The organism is Paenibacillus sp. DP01 (assembly GCF_044784315.1).
In the GTDB taxonomy this organism is placed as follows: domain Bacteria; phylum Bacillota; class Bacilli; order Paenibacillales; family Paenibacillaceae; genus Paenibacillus; species Paenibacillus polymyxa.
Genome location: NZ_CP173059.1, coordinates 264,581 through 284,136 on the forward strand (window position 1 = coordinate 264,581; position 19,556 = coordinate 284,136).

A 19,556-nucleotide genomic window follows, 5' to 3' on the forward strand; every position below is an offset into this window, starting at 1 on the left:
ATAAGTATATGGGAACTGAGTGGTTCGCTGCATTTTGTCTGAATATTGAAGAGGTGTTATGGTATAAGGGAATAGGAGAGGAGGCTGTTAATATGAACCATCAAATTCCGGAGAAGGTATTGAATGATGGCACTAAGGTGCCTGTTATTGGATTTGGAACTGCTGGATTGAAGGGTGCAGATGGAGTAAAAGTGATAGCCGCCGCGATTGATGCGGGTTACCGTCTAATTGACACAGCTTTTAACTATGAAAATGAAGGCGCTGTCGGGAAAGCTGTCCAGCAGAGTTCTATACCGAGAGAAGAATTATTGATTTGCTCCAAACTGCCAGGTCGTCGACATGCGTATCAGGAAGCTATTGTCACGATTGAAGAGTCATTATATAGAGGCGGTTTGGACTATTATGATCTGTATTTGATCCATTGGCCGAATCCCCAAATTGATCGTTATGTTGAAGCCTGGCAGGCGTTGATTGAGGCGAAGAAGCGGGGCTATATTCGTTCCATCGGGGTCTGCAATTTTCTGCCTGAGCATAATGAACGTTTGATTCGGGAAACAGGTATCGCACCGAGCATCAATCAGGTTGAATTGCATCCATTGTTTAACCAGGAGCATCAGCGTACCAAAGATGCTGAACAGGGCATTGTGACGGAATCGTGGAGCCCTTTGGGTCGCGGTCACAGCATGATGGAAAACGAAGAGATTGGGAATATTGCTGCTGCTCATGGCAAAACCGCGACACAAGTGATTTTACGTTGGCATATTCAACTGGGAGCGATCCCAATTCCTAAGGCTTCTTCTGTAAAACATCAGACGGAAAATCTGGACATTTTTGATTTTGAGTTGTCACCAGAGGAAATGAACGTGATTTCAGCGCTTAGCAGGGAAGATGGACGGCTATGGGACCAGGACCCCAATTCCTATGAAGAACTGTAATCTACAACAATGAATTCGAAGGGTTCAAAAATCTGTAGAGGGTTTTTGAACCCTTTGCTTTTTAGTAATAGTGGAAAGGATGCGATAAGTCTGGATATAGCCATGATGAATGATGAACATTTTTAACCGGATTTGATGTATGATATGGGGGAATGTAGTCCTTTCGAAGGAGGTCATTATGGGGATTTTGTCAAGGTTTAGGGATATTATGAGGGTGAATATCAGCGCCTTATTGGATAAGGCGAGCGATCCGGAGAAGACCATTGATGATTATATGCGGAACTTGAACAGTGATCTGGGCAAGGTGAAAGCGGAAACGGCCTCGGTACTAGCTGATGAGAAAAGAGCGAAAAGAGCACTGGATGAATGTAGAGCTGAGATCAAAAAGCTCCAGCATTATGCAAGTAAGTCTGTGGAAGCTGGCAATGAAGATGAGGCTCGAAAGTTTCTGGAACGTAAAATCTTGCAGGCAGAGAAACTGGAATCGTTACAGACCTCTTATGACTTAGCTTCGGCAAACGCCGTACATATGAAACAAATGCAGGAGAAATTGGTGTCCGATATAGGGCGTCTGGAAGTGCGGCGTGCCGAACTTAAAGGGAAGCTGGCGATCGCCAAAGCACAGCAAGCCTTGAATTCTATGGGCGACCATGATTCTGTATTCGAAGCCTTGGAAGAGAAGGCAAACAAGGCATATGATGAAGCGATGGCGATAGCTGAGCTCCGGGGAGAGACGAAGGACGACCTGGATGCGTTATTCACGCAATATGAGAAGAGTACCAATGCAGAAGATGAGCTGGCTGCAATCAAGCAGAAAATCAATTCCAAAGAATCATAATAGTTTCTACATGAAGAGGTGAGCAGATGCCGGTTATCGAATACAAATGCCCCAACTGCGGCAGCGGTATGGTCTTTGACAGTGAGACAGGAATGTTATCTTGCCATAGCTGCGGAAGAGAGGACAACATCGATACGATTCCTGATCCTCTGACCAATCGTGTTTTTTCAGAAGATGAGGCCCATGAGTATCATTGTAATAACTGTGGAGCAGTAATTATGACCGAAGTGGAGACGAGTGCAACGGTGTGCAGCTTTTGTGGTTCTGCCGTGGTACTGGGTGATCGACTGACCGGGAAGCTGGCTCCGGCGCAGGTTATTCCCTTTTCGATCAGCAAGGAAGAAGCCATAGCTGCGTTCAAAAAATGGTGCAAGAATGGCCGTCTGACACCGAACCGATTTATGATAGCTGATCGAATCAAGGGAATAACCGGTATGTATGTCCCCTTCTGGTTATATGAATTACATAATCAAATTGAGGTTCAAGGTGAAGGTAACCAAGTGAGAACCTATACGAGCGGAGATTACGAATATACAGAAACGAAGCATTTTGATGTATATCGGAAAATCCGTTTGAATTACGTGAAGGTTCCGATTGATGCTGCGGAGAAAATGAATGACGAGCTGATGGATAAATTGGAGCCTTTTCCTTATGATCAGCTCAAACCTTTTAAAACGCCATATTTAGCGGGCTATATTGCGGAAAAGTATAGTTATAACGAAGAGGAGCTTTTCCCGCGCGTGAAAGACAAAGTGAAGGAATATATTGATGCTTATATTCAGTCCACGGTGTCAGAGTATACGTCTGTGAGTTACACGGAAAAGCAAATTGATACTACATTAAAACAAGCGGATTATGTCCTGCTCCCAGTATGGGTCATCCACTATGACTACAATCAATTGGAGCATACGTTTGCGATGAACGGTCAGACGGGCAAAGTAGTTGGTAAGCCTCCGATTAGCAAGTTCAAAGTGACAGCTTGGTTTGCAGGCATTTTCGGCATAACTCTCTTTTCATTAAGGTTCATAACTTGGCTAATAATGGGGGGAGAATTCTATTGAAAAAATATAGAGCGATTGTGGCTGTGTTGTTGTTCTTTGCTGTTTTTCTAGCGGTTCCTATGGAAATGAAGGGCGAAGCAGCAACGACAGAGATGAAGCCATTGATTTTTGACGAGGCAGGTCTACTTAATCAGGAAGAGTATGATGTGTTGAACTCTATGGCTAATCAATACGGAGCTGAAAGAGAGACAGACATTATTATTTATACGACCAACAATCCCGACAATATGGATGTTATGAAAATGACACAGGATTTTTATGATGATCATGGTCCGGGTTATGACAGGGCTCATGGAAATGCAGTCATTTTAACGATGGATATGAGGAATAGAGAGGTGTACTTGGCCGGATTTTATAAGGCAGAACGGTATCTGGATGACGACAGGCTTACTAAAATCCGCCATGAAATTACCCCGGATCTGACGAATGGCAACTATGGACTTGCCTTTCAAAAGTATATTCTCGGTGCGCACAAATATTTGGCCATTCGCCCAGGGGTGAATCCGGACAGTATATTTTTCAAAGGCTGGCTTCACTTGGCGATTGCGCTGGGATTGGCGTCTATTATTGTAGGTAAGATGGTTTCGAGTTCCGGCGGTCGGGTTACGGTAAATCGGCAGACCTACGAGGATGCAAGCACGTCAGGGGTTCTTGCACATCAAGATCTGTACACTCACACCACGACAACGAAGCGGAAGATTGAAAAGAGCAGTAGCAGCAGCTCATCAGGCGGAGGGGGTGGAACCACCAGCGGCGGTCACTCGCATAGTGGCAGCAGAGGATCATTTTAACGGAAGGGATGGATACAGCACATGGGATTCTTCAGAAATCAATTTGCAAATGTAGTAGAATGGGAAGAATTTAGGGATGATATGATTTTTTGGAAATGGAGCAATCGTGAAATTAAAAAAGGCAGTAAATTAATCATCCGCTCCGGTCAGGACGCGATTTTTGTTAATAACGGCAAGATCGAGGGTATCTTTGAGAATGAAGGGTCATATAACATGGACTCGGATATTATTCCATTTCTATCGACATTAAAAGGGTTCAAGTTCGGTTTTAACAGCGGCATGCGGGTGGAGGTCTTGTTCGTTAATACGAAGGAGTTTACGGTCAAATGGGGAACACAAAATCCGGTTTTGATCCCGACTCCCCAATTGCCAGGCGGGATGCCGATTCGGGCCAACGGTACGTTTAATTTTAAAGTAAACGATTATGTTACGCTTATTGATAAGATTGCCGGGGTAAAGGACAGTTATCTTGTAGAGGACGTTAAAATACGCATTACTTCGGTGTTGGATCAGTTATTGATGAAGTGGATCAGCAGAGAAGGCAAGGACATGTTTAATCTACAGGCAAATGCTTCTGATATTTCGAAGGGCATTCAAGAAGACCTGGATATGCAAGTGATGGACAACGGTATGACGATTACAGGCTTTCATGTGATGAGCTTCAATTATCCTCAAGAAATTCAGGATATGATTACGAAGACAGCTTCTCATGAAATGATCGGTAATCTGCAAAAGTACCAACAAGTGACGATGACTGACGGTATGGCATCGGGGAATGTAAAAGGCGGCGGTGCTGCGTCGGATATGGCGAGTATGATGATGGGCATGAATATAGCCAATGAAATGATGAAAAATTTGAACCCAAGTCAACAGCCTCAGGCTGAGACTCAGCCTGCACCCGATGCCCCCACTCCTTCTGGCGACGGTAAAAGGCCAAATTTTTGTCCGAATTGTGGTACAAAAAACGAGGGAGCTAACTTTTGTCCGAATTGTGGACAGAAATTGAACGGGTAGCTTTGTAAAACAAACAGCAGTTGTTGCAGAGTATTCTCTGTGATAACTGCTTTTTTATTGTAGTTTGTTCAAGCATTTTCTTTATAAATCTGATTTATTGGATTGAAAAAAGTACACAGGATAAGGTACTATAGCTATATAGTACGCATTTATATTAACTAATTAGGTATTACATTAATAAACTATAGGTATAGGAGCCACAAAGATGACCAAATTCCAAGATCAAATCATTGCGCGGTACAAGTTTGATGATGCAGAGAACGTCGGCAAGGATAGCTCCGGACAAGGTAATGACGGGATTGCTTCAGGCACAGCAGCACCTACGATCTCCCATGCTACCGGAAGAGCGGCTTTGGCACTTGAGGGAGGACCCAACGGAACATCTTATATTCAGCTCCCTTCCGATCTATTTAAAGATGTAAGCGATAACACCGGTGTTACAGTGACGGCTTGGGTAAACTTCGGCAGATTCACGGATATGTGGGAACGTGTTTTTGACTTTGGTAAAGCGCATACTGGGCCTTATATGTTTATGACACGGAATCTGCGCGGAACTCTTTTCACTGAGATGGATTTGTCCGTAGACCCAGGAAGAGGCTTTGTCAGGGATGAGTGGATGCACATCGCCCTGTCTGTCATCGGCACAAAAGGCGGTACATTAAGCAGTGCGGGTCCAGTGGTATATGTCAATGGTGAAGTGGCAGCGGACGGCTCCATCAGCCAAACCTCCAGTGGTAACTATGCCAAGCTGCGCAAATGGTTCGAAACATTTGCAGATACGACCAACTATAGTAACAATTTTATCGGTCGTTCCCAACATGCAGCCGATGTAGACTTTGCTGGCTCGGTTTCGGACTTCCGAATTTATAAAGCAGGTTTGACGGCGGATGAAATTATTGAGGTCATGTGCGATTCATTGACAGATGAAGAGATCGTGAAGCTTGCCCGAGATAAGTATTTATCATTTCCGACGACAATTATAACCAAAGACATAGCTCTGCCAACGGTTCTGATGGGTGGAAGAGTAGAAGTGACCTGGAAATCCAGCCAGCCTAGCATACTCTCTGACCATGGTCAGGTTCAGGCGATTACTTCCGCACAGGGAGTCACCGTTACGGCTCTTTTGACCAGAGGTTCAAACAGGATAGAAGAAAGCTTTGAAGTTTCCGTTCTTCCAGAACAGTTGCCTCCATACACGCTGACCATTCATGGGAATAAAGAAGTTGTGGATGTCAGCGAAGTGATGTACGGCTTGTTCTACGAAGATATCAATAACGCGGCAGATGGCGGGATATATGCAGAACTCGTGCAAAATCGCTCCTTCGAATCCTTTGAGTTTGATACGTATTCCCATGCTTCTGGTGAATGCGGCTGCTCTACAGGACGGAACCGCAATCCATTGTTCGCCTGGTCTGGTGATACGGACAAGATGGCTCCACAACATAGCGGTGGATTAAATGAGTTTTTGGGCGCAAAAGACAAGGATGTGAACTCTTATTACGTAACAGTAGCGGATGGGGCAACGATTCGGAACAAAGGGTTTTCTGATTCTAACCAGAATTGTGCCATGTCCATCCAGGAGGGTGCCAAGTATGAGTTTACCATCTGGGCAAAGGCCGAATCTGCGGGTACAATCACACTGCAACTTCAAGACTCGAAGGAGAAGGCCATCAGTGATTCGGTAACCGTACAGGTGGAAGGTGGCAACACGTGGAAAAAGTACGGCGTCGATTCCAAGCTGGTGCTGACAGGTACAGCTACGGTTCTGGGACAACTGGCGCTTACATTTGAAGGCGACATTTCCATTGATATGGTTTCCTTATTCCCACAAGATGTATGGGGGGCGGGAGAGGAAGAGCACTCCCCATCGGCACACGCCAACTATCAGGGTAATCCGAACTACCGATTGAGAAAAGATCTGGTGAACGCACTGGTCGGCATGCATCCGAAGTTTTTGCGTTTTCCAGGGGGATGTATTTCCGAAGGATCGTTTATATGGGAAAACGTATATGACTGGAAGGAATCCATTGGAGATATCGAGCTGCGCAAGGAAAACTTTAATGTATGGGGCTATATGATGACCATGGGTCTTGGTTATATGGAATACTTCCAGTTGGCAGAAGACCTCAATGCAGCTCCGCTTCCAGTTATGGCCTGTGGTGTGCTCTGCCAAGCCCGCTCGGATTATGCTCATCCGGCTGGCGGCGCATTAAGAGAATACTATATCAAGAATTTTACGGATCTGATCGACTTTGCGATCAGCGTTGATTTTGAACACAATGAATGGGCCGCCATGCGTAAAAAAATGGGCCATGAAGCACCGTTCGATCTGCGTTATCTGGGCGTGGGGAACGAAAACTGGGGCACAGAGTTCTTCGCCAACTTTGAAGTGTTCAAGACATCGATTGATGAGTACATGGAGAAAAACTACCCAGGATATGAGCTGCACATCATCTCTACGGTTGGTGCTCAAGCAGACGACGATGCCTACCAGCAGGGCTGGAAGTTCCTGAGCGGTAATATGAAGGGCTCTGCCAAGGTTGCTTTTGCGGACGGTAACCAGGTGACGGAAGAAACTGTAACCTGGTATGAGAAGCAAAAAGACTATATGGACACCATTGCCGATGAGCACTATTACCGTTCTAATGAGTATCTGTTGAATAATGTGGACCGCTATAATTATTACTATAGAGCTTATAACGCTGATGGCAGTGTCAACTGGAAAGAAACATCGAAGGTTTTCGTTGGGGAGTATGCCTCGACAGATAAAAATACATTGGCAGGCGCAGTAGCAGAAGCAGCAGTGATGACGGGCTTCGAAAATAATGCCGACGTCGTCCGGTTGGCCGCGTATGCGCCGCTGTTTAACAAAGTCCTGACGGACGGAACGTACAGATGGACACCGGATTGTATCTGGTTCGATGACGAAACTGTATGGTTTACACCAAACTATTATGTGCAGCAAATGTATGCCCAATATTTGGGCAATAAAGTATTGGCCACTTCGTTCTCTACTTACAAAAACGGCCAGCCGATCGACCTCATTCCTCAGGGTGGAATTGAGATCGCGACAGGTAACGCCGAGGTTGTGGTTAAGCGTGTGACTGTTACTTCGAATAAGGACGGCAGTGTGCTGCTGGATCAAGATTTTACCAAGGCATTGAATTCAGCCTGGAAAGTTATTCCTGGCTCCGTGGGATATACGGTGGAGGAAGGCAAGGGGCTTGTCCTCAAAGCCCAAGATAGCGGGCTGAACGGCCTGTACATCTTGAACGACAGCTGGAACAACTATAAGGTAGAGGTCGTTGCTTCCCGCATTTCCGGCACGGACGGTTTTTATGTGGGCGCAGGTCTCACGGATATTACCGCTGAGAAAAAGAACGTCATCGAATACGCGATTGGCTATGACGGCAATGCTACCGGCGTGAAGGTTTACAAGCAAGGCATAGAAGGCTATACCATGGGTGACTACTCTTCCAGTACAGCTACGGGCAACTTGAGAGCAGCCAGCTATGAAGAACTGGCCGATAATACCGACTACACCATCACGGTGAACTATGGGGGAGAAACGGGCAGCAACCTGATTTGCTCCTACACGGACGGCAAGACAACCAGCAAAGTGCTGGATTACAAGCTGGAGGCTTATAACAGGGACGTGTTTCATTCGGTGACCCGAGATGCTGAACATGTATATGTGAAGCTTGTGAATGCCGACAACGTAGATAAGGCAACGCAGCTGAATCTACAAGATTTGAATGTTGAGTCCAGCGCCAAGCTGATTACACTAACCGGCGATTCCTCGCTTGTTCATGTACCTAACGTGAATAAGAAAAATGATGAAAAGGTAGTGCCTACCGAACATCAGGTCACACTTCATACGGATTCTGTCCTCTTACAATTACCGGCTAATTCGGTAAATGTACTGGTACTGGATCTTAAAGCGTAGGGTACGAGATAGTTAGGGTAAGGATGTTGGAACCTTTTCCCGCTTAAAAACAAAAAGGGGTGTCCCAAGCAGCCGTTTTATGGCTTTTAGGACACCCCTTTTTTCTATGGATCAAGTCAGAACGTTGTCGTCTCGATTTCCCTGACGGGCATTACTTCGTGCTTCTGTTTACCAATTCACGCGGATTGGTGCCATCGTCTATCGTTAGCGGGGTAGGAGCACCTGTAGCAATTCGTTCCCAAGGTACCATTTTAAAGTTCTGATTTAACTTCTTGCCGTTTTGGAGATTTTCGTCATCTTGTGCAACGAAGATACCATGAGGGAAATTCTTGCCTAATCCATAGCCAAGAACATCAATACCGTCTGTGACAGACGTACCATCTACGGTAGGGCTGTCGCCGATCGTGAAGTTGCTAATATAGGCATTGTCACCTTGTCGTTCATAGATCGCATAGCTGCTGTTGCCTTGACTGGAGGCCATCAGGTACCCCTTGCCGTCCTTGCCATAATACAATGTGAGTCCCTCTATGTCATCGTGAAGTCTGCGCCCATCTGCAATATCAACACGTTGCAGCGGCTTGGATGAACCGTCTGGCTCGGCGCTATATTTCCAAATGGCGTAATCCTCTTCAGCAATGTACAGCGTACCATATTCATCATCGGCGACCATGCCCTCGGATTGCGTAGCCAGCTTAAACTGGCGGACAAGCTTGCCGGCAATTTTGCCGTTTCCGTTGTCAGTCAACTCATATTGCTCGAATTCGCCCTCTTTGCCCAAAACGAGCGCGTAGAACTTATCTGTCTTGAGGCTATGGTATAAACTAAATCCATATACTTCTTTCATGGTTGCTTTAATAGGTTTGCCAACCACGTTGGTCAATGTTCCTGATTCACCATCAATGGCAAAGATATCGATCGTATTGTTGGTTCGATTGGTTGCGCCTGCAATATCGATCTTTTTACCGCCCAGTGTAAAACCGTAACGAAGATCCACGTTGTTCATTTTTCCAACTTTGATGTTCTGCAGTTGCTTGCCATCCAGATCATAGACTAAAATTCCGCCGCCTTTATTGGTAGCTAGAATTCTGCTTTTATCCGGATCAACCGGATTGAGCCAGATCGCAGGGTCATCAGCTGCATCTTCTCCATCCTCCACGGCTTCTGTTTCGACAGAGGGGGTCACTTTATAGGTGGGAACTGCGTCTTTAGGATCTGCATATTTGCTATTTTCTGCTTCAAGCGCAGTAATCACTTTTGTAGGAAGATATACATTTCCATTGATTATTTTAATTTCACGGTCTGCTTTTCCGGTTTGGCCGGCTAGACGATATTGCTTCTCACCGACTGTAAAAGTTCCCACAATGCCATTTTTCAGCTTGACCAACACTGAATGGTCATCACTATCCCATGTAATAGTTGCCCCCAATTTATCTGCTTGTGTTCGTAGTGGTGCATACCCAGATGGTTGAGTGTCTGCCGCATGGATCAGGTCTGGTGATACTAGAATCCCTGTTAACATGGTTAATAATGCTAGTTTAGTTGACTTCATATGTATGCCCCTTTTCTGATGTAAAAATGATATAACCGACTCAGTATAAAGCGACAATATCAAAAGAATACAATCGAAATGTAAAAGAAATGTAAAAGAGACGTAAACATTCAATTGGTGGCTGGTTTCCAGTATTGCTGTCTGTAGTTTTTCGGCGACATTCCGAATCTTTCCTTGAAGCACTTTGAAAAATAGCTGGCTTGGGAGAATCCTGTTTCCTCCGTAATTTGTTGGATGGACCAGTCGGTTTGCAGCAAAAGACTGCGTCCCTGATCCAGACGGTAGTCCATTAAATACTCAAGTGGTGTGCGCTGAAAGGTGGCCTTCATGCATCTAGCAAGATAATTTTGATGTACGTGAAAATGCGCCTCCAGGTCTTTATTAGTAATCGCATTTCTGTAGTTTTGTTTTAAGAAAATTTCGATCTGTTCAGCTAACTTGGAGGAACTGCTTTTATAATTCTCATCATATTCCAAACTCTGAAAAATATTCACAAATGTTTGTTGAGTCTCCCATAGAGCCAGCTTTCGGGTTTTTAGAGTAGAGGCTAGTAAATAGTCCAATTTGGAGAACAGCTCATGGGGATTAATTAATTTCTGATATTTGGGTAGATGGATGGTGGTATGTTCTGAGTGAAAATGCAGTTCAGGAATGGGGGTGCTAGGGATAATAAAATTCGGCGAGGATTGGGCACACCACATACTGTTGGTTTGAAAATGAAACCAGTAAAAGGAGGTTTGTTCTGTACATGCCTCTATGGGGAAATGGTGCTTGTCCGGCTCAAGAATGAGAGCATGATTTTCAGTTATCTTCCACGATTCATCTTCCTCACCGATGTGCAGTAGTCCTTCTTTAATGATAATTACGTCAAAATAACCCAAGTTATAGCGATTCGGATGCCAGTCCCCTTTTTGATATGTAGTAAAATTCCCCTCTATGAAATAGGGCAATGGAGGGACAAGGAAAGATAGAAAGTCTGTTTTGCTCATAGAAGTCAGCTCCTTTGTGTGTGAAATCGTATAAGTTTTAGTTAAAGATCGCGATTTTTTTTATAAATTCAGGTTGATAAAATAAGGACTGTAGCAAGGGGCGCTCAGGTTAGCCTGTTCGATATTATCATTACTTTATCCTTATTTTTTCAAAAATGAAAGCGTTCTATTTCCAGGAAGGGATGTTTATTCAATGAAAACGGCAAAGCCAGTAAAGCATGTCATCGTCGATGATTCATTTTGGAAAAAGTATAAGCAGGTTGTGGCGGAAGAGGTCATTCCCTATCAGTGGAAAGCATTAAATGATGAATTACCAGATACAGAACCCAGTCATGCGATTGAGAACTTTAGAATTGCAGCCGGGGAATCCAGTGGGGAGTATTATGGAACCGTTTTCCAGGACAGTGATCTTGCCAAATGGCTGGAGACGGTCGCTTTTAGCTTAAGGGATCATCCAAATTCTGCGCTGGAAGAGCGAGCCGATGAAGTTATTGAACTGTTGGGAAGGGCTCAAGCTGAGGATGGGTATCTGAATACGTATTATCTGCTCAAGGAACCCGATAATCGCTGGACGAACCTAAGAGATAATCATGAGCTGTATTGTGCCGGGCACTTTATAGAAGCGGCTGTTGCTTATTATGAAACGACAGGTAAGACGAAATTTCTTCACATTATGGAGAAATACGTAGACCTGATTCAGCAGACTTTTGGTACAGAAGAAGGGAAAAGGAAAGGCTATCCGGGCCATGAAGAAATTGAGCTGGCCTTGATCAAATTATACGACGTAACGGCTAAGGAACAATATCTTAAATTAGCGCAATATTTTATCCAACAGCGGGGACAGCATCCAATTTATTTTGTGGAGGAGCAAGAAAAGAGAAAGCATATTCAAACAGAGCCCACCTGGAATGATGATAACAACATTAATTTTGGCCTAGGCTTTGAGTACCAGCAGGCACACCAACCTGTACGGGAACAAAAAGAGGCGGTCGGTCATGCGGTAAGAGCAGTGTATTTGTATATTGCGATGGCGGATCTGGCCGCAAAAACGGGAGATGCTTCCCTGTTACAAGCCTGTGAAACGCTGTGGGATGATGTCACGAACCACAAAATGTACATTACCGCCGGAATCGGGTCTACGGTGAACGCGGAAGCGTTCACTTGCCATCATGATCTTCCCAATGACAGCATGTACTGCGAAACTTGCGCCTCTGTAGGGCTGGCCTTCTGGGCTAACCGCATGCTGCGCTTAGCGCCGGACCGGAAATATGCCGATGTTTTGGAGCGTGCGTTATACAACGGAACGATCAGCGGAATGGATCTGGATGGGAAACGGTTTTTCTACGTAAATCCGCTGGAAGTCAATCCTTTTCAAAAATCGAGAAAAGATCAGGAACATGTAAAAACAGAGCGGCAAAAATGGTTCTTCTGTGCCTGCTGTCCACCCAATTTGGCGCGAATGATTGCATCGGTGGAGGACAATATGTACACCCAGACCGAGGACACATTGTATACGCATCTGTATATTGCCAGCAAGGTGAACATGAATTTATCTGGCCAAGACGTTGAAATTAGACAAACTCATCATTATCCGTGGGATGCGGATCTCGCTCTTTCGATCCATGTAGCAGAGCCAACTACATTTAAATGGGCACTGCGAATCCCAGGGTGGTGCAAGCAGGCAGAGGTCAAGGTGAATGGGGAAGTTATAGCGCTAGACCAGCTTGAAAAGGGCTATGTCGAGATTCAGCGCACTTGGAAGGACGGCGATGTGGTCACTTTGCATTTGGCTATGCCGGTCGAGCGCATTCGGAGCAACCCGCTTGTCTCCATGAACCAGCAGCAAATTGCTCTCCAACGCGGTCCAGTCGTGTACTGTCTGGAAGAAGCGGATAATGGGGCGAACCTGGCAGGGCTAAGATTACCAAAGGATAGTCCTATTACAGAAGAGTTTAGCGAAAATCTGCTAGGTGGCATTGTAAAGCTGACCATAGAGGGACATCGGGTAAAAAGTTCGAATGCATTATACAGCTCCGAGCCCCTTGAACTTGTTCCTCAACAAATTACCGCTATTCCTTACTACGCCTGGTGTAATCGGGCCAAAGGGGAAATGCGTGTATGGGTTTATGAATCATAATTCATTCGCATGAGGAGAGGAAAGATCATGAGTACGAGAATTGTGAGTACGGAACCACCTGAAAAAGCAACCAGTACCGTTCCTTTTCATCGTAAAATCAGCTATTCATTAACGGATACGGCTGGCAATCTACTATACTGTGTCATCTCCAGCTATCTGTTATATTTTTATACAGATGTATTCGGTCTTTCTATCGGGATTGCCGGAACATTACTATTTATCACCCGTTTTATTGATGCCATTGATGCCCCGATCTGGGGCATCCTGATTGACCGGACCAAGTCCAAATACGGTCAGAGCAGACCTTATTTTCTATGGCTAGCTGTTCCGTTTGCCGTGTTCATGGTCCTTACGTTTACGACACCCAATTGGAGTGAATCGGGGAAAATTGCATACGCGGCTATCACTTATATCATAGCGGGTATCCTGTATACGGGAATCAGTACGCCGATTACGTCTATTCTGCCTAACCTGAGCACCAATTCCAATGAACGTGTGGTCTTGAACTCTTTCCGTATGGTCGGGGGAAACGTGGGCTTCTTCATCGCCACGACGTTCACATTACCCCTCGTAGCCTTCTTTGGACAGGGAAATGATCAAAAAGGCTTTTCTTTAACACTCGTTTTATTTGGAATCATGGCGATTATTATGTTTTTCATAGCGTTTGCCGATTTGCGTGAAAATGCGGCAGTGAAAACGAAAGCTGTCCCGATTGCTAAAAGCTTTACAGCTATCAAGCGAAACTGGCCCTGGATGCTCGTTGTAGCTGCTAACCTGTGTTACTGGATCGGCTTGAATATTCGTTCTGCCACGCTCATTTTTTATCTGCAATACAATCTGGATAGTAAGGACTTGGTGCCTTTAATCAATGGATTGACCTCTTTGCAATTGATCTCGATGGTTCTGATTCCGTTTTTCGCCAGAAAATTAAGTAAAAATACGATCATGATTATCGGATTGATATTAGCTGCACTAGGTCAAGTCGTGATTTTAATGGGAAGTACAAACTTAACCCTTATTATTGCTGGTTGGATCATAGGTGCCTTAGGATCAGGCTTTGCGTGCTCGATGCCATTTGCCATGTTGTCCGATACAGTAGATTACGGGGAATGGAAAAATGGAATTCGGGCAAGTGGATTCCTGACTTCTATTGGAAGCGCATTCTGTATTAAAGCGGGGAGCGGAATTGGCGGATTATTGCCAGCATGGGTTATGGGTAGCACAGGCTATATTGCTGGAAAGGTTCAGACCCCGACTGCTTTGTCTGGCATTCAGTTCAGCTTTATCTGGCTACCGTTTATCGTCTTCTTAATCGGAATCATTCCTATGTTTTTCTATAAGAAATTCGAGAAGAATGAAGCTTCTATTCAACAAGATTTAATTGCGGGAAGATCATAATCATTCTTATAACAAGAGGTTAATAACGTTTCATAGCATGGTCATACTGCTTAAAAACCTGTTCATTAAGCTGAGCAGGTTTTTTCGGTTTTTTCTATTCAAATGTGAGCAAAACCATTGACAGGATTTTCTTTTAGAGTGATACTTCTATGTAGAGAAAAGTGTACAGAATCAAGAGCCAGAGACATCTAGCCTTGCAACTTTATACATTTTTTCGCCATGAAAGACTCTTCTGCTGAAGGGTTTTTTTCAATTTGATAAAAAAGAATGTGATAATATGAGTCAACTGAGTGTAAGGATGAGAACGCATGGCTTTCTAAATAGACATTTTTCAGGAGAGTCCATTGATTATCGGCAGATTATCGCCCTGTTTATCCCGCTTCTGATTGATCAGGCTTTTATCGTAGGTCTTAATTTGGTGAACACGGCTATGATTAGCTCGTCAGGAATGGCGGCGGTCAGTGCCGTAAATATGATTGATTCATTAAATATTTTTCTAATTAATGTGTTTGTGGCTGTGTCTACCGGGGGAACGGTTGTCGTGGCGCAGTATAAGGGGAGCGGTAATGACCTTATGGTCTCTAAAGCAACCTCCGGTACCATATCCTCCGTTTCCTTGCTGGCCTTATGCATCAGTCTGTTTATGATCGTGTTGTACAATCCAATTTTAAGTGTGCTGTTTGGCTCCGCCTCGCCTGATGTATTGGCTAACGGCAAGGTGTACCTGCTGGGAAGCTGTATGTCCTTTGTAGGGATTGCGATTGTTGAAGCGGTATGTGGAGCGCTGAGAGGGATCGGCAAGACGAGGGCATCGCTGGCTCTTTCGCTTATCATGAACTTTTCGTACGTACTGCTGAATGTCGTATTTATTAACTTGTTGGATATGGGTGTACTGGGCATGACGATTGCAGTCAATGTGTCCAGATATGCAGGGGCTGCCTGCGCGTTGATTTATTTGGTCAGGGTAGATGATGACTTGCGTGTCCAGCTTAGGGATATGCTTTATTTTAATCTGGCTATGCTTAAAAAGATTCTGTTTATTGGTCTTCCTTTTGCGGCGGAACAGATGTTTTTTAATGGGGGTAAAATTTTAACCCAAATTTTCATTGTGAACCTGGGGACCAATGCATTGGCGACGAATGCCATTTGCTCATCCCTAGCTAATGTGTTCCAAATTCCTGCAAATGCTCTGGCTCTTACAATTGTGACCGTGGTCGGTCAATGCATGGGACGGCGAAATGTACACGATGCCCGCAAGTTTACCAAATCGTTTATTTGGCTGTCGTCCGCTTCGTTTATTGTAATGGGGCTAATCCTAATGCCTTTGTTTAAGCCGATGGTAGGGCTGTTTCATCCGCCTGCTGAAATTGTAGATGACATTTTTATGGTCATGCTGATTAATACGTTGGCCCAGATTCCGCTCTGGTCCATCGCCTTTATCACACCTTCTGCGCTTAGGGCGGCAGGTGACTCCAAATTTACGTCCCTCACCTCAATGCTGTCCATGTGGCTATGTCGGGTAGTGCTCGGATATGTTTTGGGTATTGTGTTCAATTGGGGAATTGTGGGTGTTTGGCTGGCCATGGATATTGAATGGGGGGTGCGGGGGATCGTTTTCCTCTGGCGCTTCCGCGGCAACAAATGGGTTCAGCATCGTTTGATCGACTGAATAGGTCCACTACTATAAAATTGACCTCGGATGAGGCCCTTTATAGTAGTGGATTTTTTTCTAGACGCATATGGTTAGGTGCGTATTACTCCATGCTGATCCCTATATTGCCTACCTGCGCTCCCTGCTGCATACGGTAAAAGGCTTGCGCCGTATCTTGTAGAGGGAAGACGCCGTCTATAATGGGATGAAGGGAATGACGCTCCATGAATTGGAGCATATCTGCGAATTCCTCGCTGCTCCCCATAGAGGTACCGATGATGCTAATCTGTGGGAAAAATATGGAGCGAAGTGGAATCTCTATGTGATCTCCTGAGCTTGCGCCAAATGTAACGATTCGACCATCCGGTTTGATGACATCCAGATATTTATCGAACGTAGCGGGTCCGATGCTGTCAAGGATCAGATCCACGGTGTCTCCGTTCATACTTTCTTTCCAATCGCTATCACTGTCGAATGCATGATGAGCGCCATGGGCGAGAGCAGCTTGTTTTTTGGCTTCGCTACGTGATGTGACGCTGACCTGTGCGCCCGCCGCTAAGGCCATAAGCATGGCATACGTGGCTACCCCGCCGCCAATACCGGGAATGAGGACATGATCCCCTTGCCGCAATTGGCCTCTAGTGAAGAGAGCGCGGTAAGCGGTCAAGGCAGACAGAGGCAGTACCCCTGCTTCTTCCCAAGACAGGTAAGCTGGCTTGCTGACGGCATTTTGAGCGGGAATGATGACCGATTCGGCCAATGTTCCATCCGAAGGACCGCCCAGAATGGCAGGAACCAAGGGAACGAGGTGCGTCTTTTCCCATCCGATACAAGGATTGATGATTACTTCAGTGCCAACCAGCGAGTTTGGAACGCCAGCGCCTATAGCTTCGATCACGCCTGCTCCATCCGATCCGAGAATGAGTGGAGCGTCGTTGGCGGTTCGATCCGCCAAGAGGAACAGATCCCGATGATTCAAGCCCGCGGCTTTGAGTCTGACCTTCACTTCGCCGTGCCCCGGATGTCTGTCCGTAACGTCCTTATACATCAGGCCCTCAAGGCCGCTTTTGCCGGTATGTATTACAGCTTTCATTTTAAAGCCTCCTGTAGTCGATTTTAGATGCATTTGCATGTACTTTGAATTGTACAGAGCGGCAAGCATCCGGTAAAATGAACAAAATCGAACGTCAGTATCATAAATGATCATACCAAGCAGGTGACGTGTACATGGAAAGCAGTGATTTGAAAATTTTTCGGGCGGTTGCTCGCGAGGGCAGTATCACAAGGGCGGCACAAGTGTTGAACTATGTACAGTCCAATGTGACCTCGCGGATTCAGCAGCTTGAGGCACAATTGAACGTACCGCTATTTCGCAGATCTAATCGCGGAATGACGCTAACATCGGCAGGAGAGAATCTGCTGGAGTATGCGGAATCCATACTTACCTTGCTCGACGAGGCAGAGAAGTCTACTCAATATTCGGCTCAGCCTGCGGGACCGTTGCGACTGGGCTCGATTGAGACGACTGCGGTTACGCATCTAACCTCATTATTGACGGGATATCACGCTCAATACCCTGATGTGCATCTGTCGCTTATGACCGGGGGGACGCATGCTCTTGTACAAAAGGTATTGAATTACGAATTAGATGGGGCATTCGTCTATGGCCCTGTCGATGATCCCAATATAGAGCATGTGGCAGCTTTCGAAGAGGAGTTGGTGCTTATTTCGGAACCGGGAGAAAGTGATATGAGCAAGTTGCTCGCCAAGCCTATGCTGTTCTTCGATATAGGCTGCACGCATCGGGCAAGAGCGGAAAGCTTTCTGAGCGAAGCAGGTGTAGATGCGTATCAGACTATGGAATTTGGGACATTGGAAGTCATTGTGGGTGGTGTAGCCTCTGGCCTGGGGGTGTCCATGCTTCCACACTCGTCAATTGTAAAGGCGAAGGAGGCAGGAAGGATTGCTTCGCATCGTTTACCCGAAACATATCGCAAATTAGAGGTGTGGTTTGTTCATCGGCGGGATTCGGCTTACTCCAGTGCGCTGTCAGGCTTGCTCCACTGGATGAAAAAGGATGCTATACTTAACTAGGATTAAATTGACATCAGGGGTGTATCATTTGGAAGAACATCATTTATCGAAAAACCCATCTACAGTAGCACCGGGAGAATTTGTGAGGAATGGCGGCTATCAACGACGAGAACCAGATAGGATGGCGGTATTATCAGAGACATACGGAGCCTCTATCTTTTTCAGAAGATGGGCCGCCTGGATGATTGACTTCATTCTTATCGTCTTTGGGTATGGAGGGCTGGTTTATTTCGCAGCGAAGAAACTATCTGAAACGGAAACTCCAAATCTGGGCATGGTAGTGATTCTCTTCTTGATTGGCTCTTTCTGCTATTATCTGTTACTGGAAGGACTTACAGGCTATACGCTGGGCAAGTTTGTACTTCGTATTCAGGTTGTGAATGGAGAAGGAAGGCCGCCAGGCATGATTAAATCGTTGATCCGTACGCTCATATATCTGGTGGATACGAATCCGCTGCTTTTCTGGGGGCTGCCCGCCGGCATCTGTGTGCTGGTGACACCTCGGAAACAACGAATTGGAGATATGGTCGCCAATACATATGTAGTTAAGGTACGGGATTTGGGGAAGGTAGGCAGAAAGAAAAACGGAATTATTGCAGGAGCAATCATCCTGATGACGATCGCTTCGATTGTCTTGGCTGTATCCTTAATTTCTACGCTCATTACTCAAATCGTGAAGCCAGAGGTATTTATCAGTAAGGATAACCAGTTTGCGATTACGGCTCCGTGGAATTGGTCACGAGATAATATGATTAATGAGGAAGCGGATATTTCCATTAAAAATGAATTTACCGATAGATATTTGATTGTATTGTCTGAACCGAAAAGCGACTTTGACAGCAGTATGACCCTTCAAGAATATAAAGGGATCATTGAGGATCATTTGGTGTCAGGAATTACGGACCCCGAATTGGGGCTGACCTCCGACAGGATGGTGAATGGATACCCAGCCATTGAATTCACCCTAAAAGGAGAAGTGGACGGGATTCCGATCATGTATAATGTGACCACGATTGAAACGCCTTCGCATTATCATCAAGTGCTTGCTTGGACCTACGCTTCCCGGTACGGTCGAGCCCAGCAAGAGCTGCGCAAGATTAGAGACAGTTTCCGTGAAATGAACATGATGTAACGTGAACATGAAGCAGCCACT

At 45.5% G+C, this 19,556-nt stretch carries 14 protein-coding genes; 11 read left to right on the forward strand and 3 right to left on the reverse strand.

Features of this window, described 5'->3' with window-relative positions; genetic code table 11:
• Positions 1-92 precede the first annotated feature (92 nt).
• From ACH59B_RS01155 to ACH59B_RS01180, 6 genes are all read left to right on the forward strand, one after another.
• The gene (locus ACH59B_RS01155) at positions 93-935 is read left to right on the forward strand and encodes an aldo/keto reductase (RefSeq protein ID WP_016820143.1); all 843 of its coding nucleotides are present in this window, start codon (positions 93-95) and stop codon (positions 933-935) included.
• A 178-nt stretch (positions 936-1,113) separates the two neighbouring features.
• Entirely contained in the window at positions 1,114-1,773 is a 660-nt protein-coding gene (locus ACH59B_RS01160; RefSeq protein WP_016820144.1) for a PspA/IM30 family protein, read from the forward strand.
• A 26-nt stretch (positions 1,774-1,799) separates the two neighbouring features.
• Entirely contained in the window at positions 1,800-2,834 is a 1,035-nt protein-coding gene (locus ACH59B_RS01165) for a TFIIB-type zinc ribbon-containing protein (protein ID WP_016820145.1), read from the forward strand.
• The gene (locus ACH59B_RS01170; protein WP_016820146.1) at positions 2,831-3,625 is read left to right on the forward strand and encodes a YgcG family protein; all 795 of its coding nucleotides are present in this window, start codon (positions 2,831-2,833) and stop codon (positions 3,623-3,625) included. The genes ACH59B_RS01165 and ACH59B_RS01170 overlap by 4 nt, the downstream gene beginning before the upstream one ends.
• Positions 3,626-3,646: 21 nt before the next feature.
• Positions 3,647-4,639, forward strand: coding sequence for an SPFH domain-containing protein (locus ACH59B_RS01175; protein ID WP_031462610.1), 993 nt, complete (start codon positions 3,647-3,649; stop codon positions 4,637-4,639).
• Between the two features lie 205 nt (positions 4,640-4,844).
• Entirely contained in the window at positions 4,845-8,585 is a 3,741-nt protein-coding gene (locus tag ACH59B_RS01180; protein WP_285693931.1) for an alpha-L-arabinofuranosidase C-terminal domain-containing protein, read from the forward strand.
• Positions 8,586-8,736: 151 nt separating this feature from the next.
• On the opposite strand, the gene ACH59B_RS01185 is transcribed toward ACH59B_RS01180, so the two are convergent.
• Complete coding sequence (locus ACH59B_RS01185; protein ID WP_285693933.1) at positions 8,737-10,134, reverse strand: phytase; 1,398 nt, start codon at positions 10,132-10,134, stop codon at positions 8,737-8,739.
• Positions 10,135-10,244: 110 nt separating this feature from the next.
• Positions 10,245-11,123 (reverse strand): response regulator transcription factor, encoded by an 879-nt coding sequence (locus ACH59B_RS01190; RefSeq protein WP_016820150.1) that lies wholly within the window; start codon positions 11,121-11,123, stop codon positions 10,245-10,247.
• 193 nt (positions 11,124-11,316) lie between these two features.
• Here ACH59B_RS01190 and ACH59B_RS01195 point away from each other — a divergent pair, with 193 nt between their 5' ends.
• The 3 genes from ACH59B_RS01195 (at position 11,317) to ACH59B_RS01205 (ending at position 16,327) form a co-directional block, all read left to right on the forward strand.
• Positions 11,317-13,260 carry a glycoside hydrolase family 127 protein gene (locus tag ACH59B_RS01195; RefSeq protein WP_404303149.1) on the forward strand — a complete coding sequence of 648 codons (1,944 nt, stop codon included), beginning with the start codon at positions 11,317-11,319 and terminating at the stop codon, positions 13,258-13,260.
• 27 nt (positions 13,261-13,287) lie between these two features.
• On the forward strand, positions 13,288-14,658 hold the full coding sequence (locus ACH59B_RS01200; RefSeq protein WP_016820152.1) for an MFS transporter: 1,371 nt from the start codon (positions 13,288-13,290) through the stop codon (positions 14,656-14,658).
• 277 nt (positions 14,659-14,935) lie between these two features.
• Positions 14,936-16,327, forward strand: a complete 1,392-nt coding sequence (locus ACH59B_RS01205; protein ID WP_016820153.1) for an MATE family efflux transporter — start codon at positions 14,936-14,938, stop codon at positions 16,325-16,327.
• An 85-nt stretch (positions 16,328-16,412) separates the two neighbouring features.
• Here the strand turns inward: ACH59B_RS01205 and ACH59B_RS01210 are convergent, their stop codons facing one another.
• Positions 16,413-17,402, reverse strand: a complete 990-nt coding sequence (locus tag ACH59B_RS01210; RefSeq protein ID WP_016820154.1) for a zinc-binding dehydrogenase — start codon at positions 17,400-17,402, stop codon at positions 16,413-16,415.
• 134 nt (positions 17,403-17,536) lie between these two features.
• On the opposite strand from ACH59B_RS01210, the gene ACH59B_RS01215 reads away from it, so the two are divergent.
• Complete coding sequence (locus tag ACH59B_RS01215) at positions 17,537-18,403, forward strand: LysR family transcriptional regulator (protein WP_029514355.1); 867 nt, start codon at positions 17,537-17,539, stop codon at positions 18,401-18,403.
• Positions 18,387-19,535 carry an RDD family protein gene (locus ACH59B_RS01220; RefSeq protein WP_044786821.1) on the forward strand — a complete coding sequence of 383 codons (1,149 nt, stop codon included), beginning with the start codon at positions 18,387-18,389 and terminating at the stop codon, positions 19,533-19,535. The genes ACH59B_RS01215 and ACH59B_RS01220 overlap by 17 nt, the downstream gene beginning before the upstream one ends.
• Positions 19,536-19,556: the final 21 nt, after the last annotated feature.

Bases quoted from the DNA above. Each gene is read 5' to 3' on its own strand.
- ACH59B_RS01155 (WP_016820143.1), top strand. From the start codon at position 93: ATGAACCATCAAATTCCGGAGAAGGTATTGAATGATGGCACTAAGGTG.
- ACH59B_RS01160 (WP_016820144.1), top strand. From the start codon at position 1,114: ATGGGGATTTTGTCAAGGTTTAGGGATATTATGAGGGTGAATATCAGC.
- ACH59B_RS01165 (WP_016820145.1), top strand. From the start codon at position 1,800: ATGCCGGTTATCGAATACAAATGCCCCAACTGCGGCAGCGGTATGGTC.
- ACH59B_RS01175 (WP_031462610.1), top strand. From the start codon at position 3,647: ATGGGATTCTTCAGAAATCAATTTGCAAATGTAGTAGAATGGGAAGAA.
- ACH59B_RS01180 (WP_285693931.1), top strand. From the start codon at position 4,845: ATGACCAAATTCCAAGATCAAATCATTGCGCGGTACAAGTTTGATGAT.
- ACH59B_RS01185 (WP_285693933.1), bottom strand. From the start codon at position 10,134: ATGAAGTCAACTAAACTAGCATTATTAACCATGTTAACAGGGATTCTA.
- ACH59B_RS01190 (WP_016820150.1), bottom strand. From the start codon at position 11,123: ATGAGCAAAACAGACTTTCTATCTTTCCTTGTCCCTCCATTGCCCTAT.
- ACH59B_RS01195 (WP_404303149.1), top strand. From the start codon at position 11,317: ATGAAAACGGCAAAGCCAGTAAAGCATGTCATCGTCGATGATTCATTT.
- ACH59B_RS01200 (WP_016820152.1), top strand. From the start codon at position 13,288: ATGAGTACGAGAATTGTGAGTACGGAACCACCTGAAAAAGCAACCAGT.
- ACH59B_RS01205 (WP_016820153.1), top strand. From the start codon at position 14,936: ATGAGTCAACTGAGTGTAAGGATGAGAACGCATGGCTTTCTAAATAGA.
- ACH59B_RS01210 (WP_016820154.1), bottom strand. From the start codon at position 17,402: ATGAAAGCTGTAATACATACCGGCAAAAGCGGCCTTGAGGGCCTGATG.
- ACH59B_RS01215 (WP_029514355.1), top strand. From the start codon at position 17,537: ATGGAAAGCAGTGATTTGAAAATTTTTCGGGCGGTTGCTCGCGAGGGC.
- ACH59B_RS01220 (WP_044786821.1), top strand. From the start codon at position 18,387: ATGCTATACTTAACTAGGATTAAATTGACATCAGGGGTGTATCATTTG.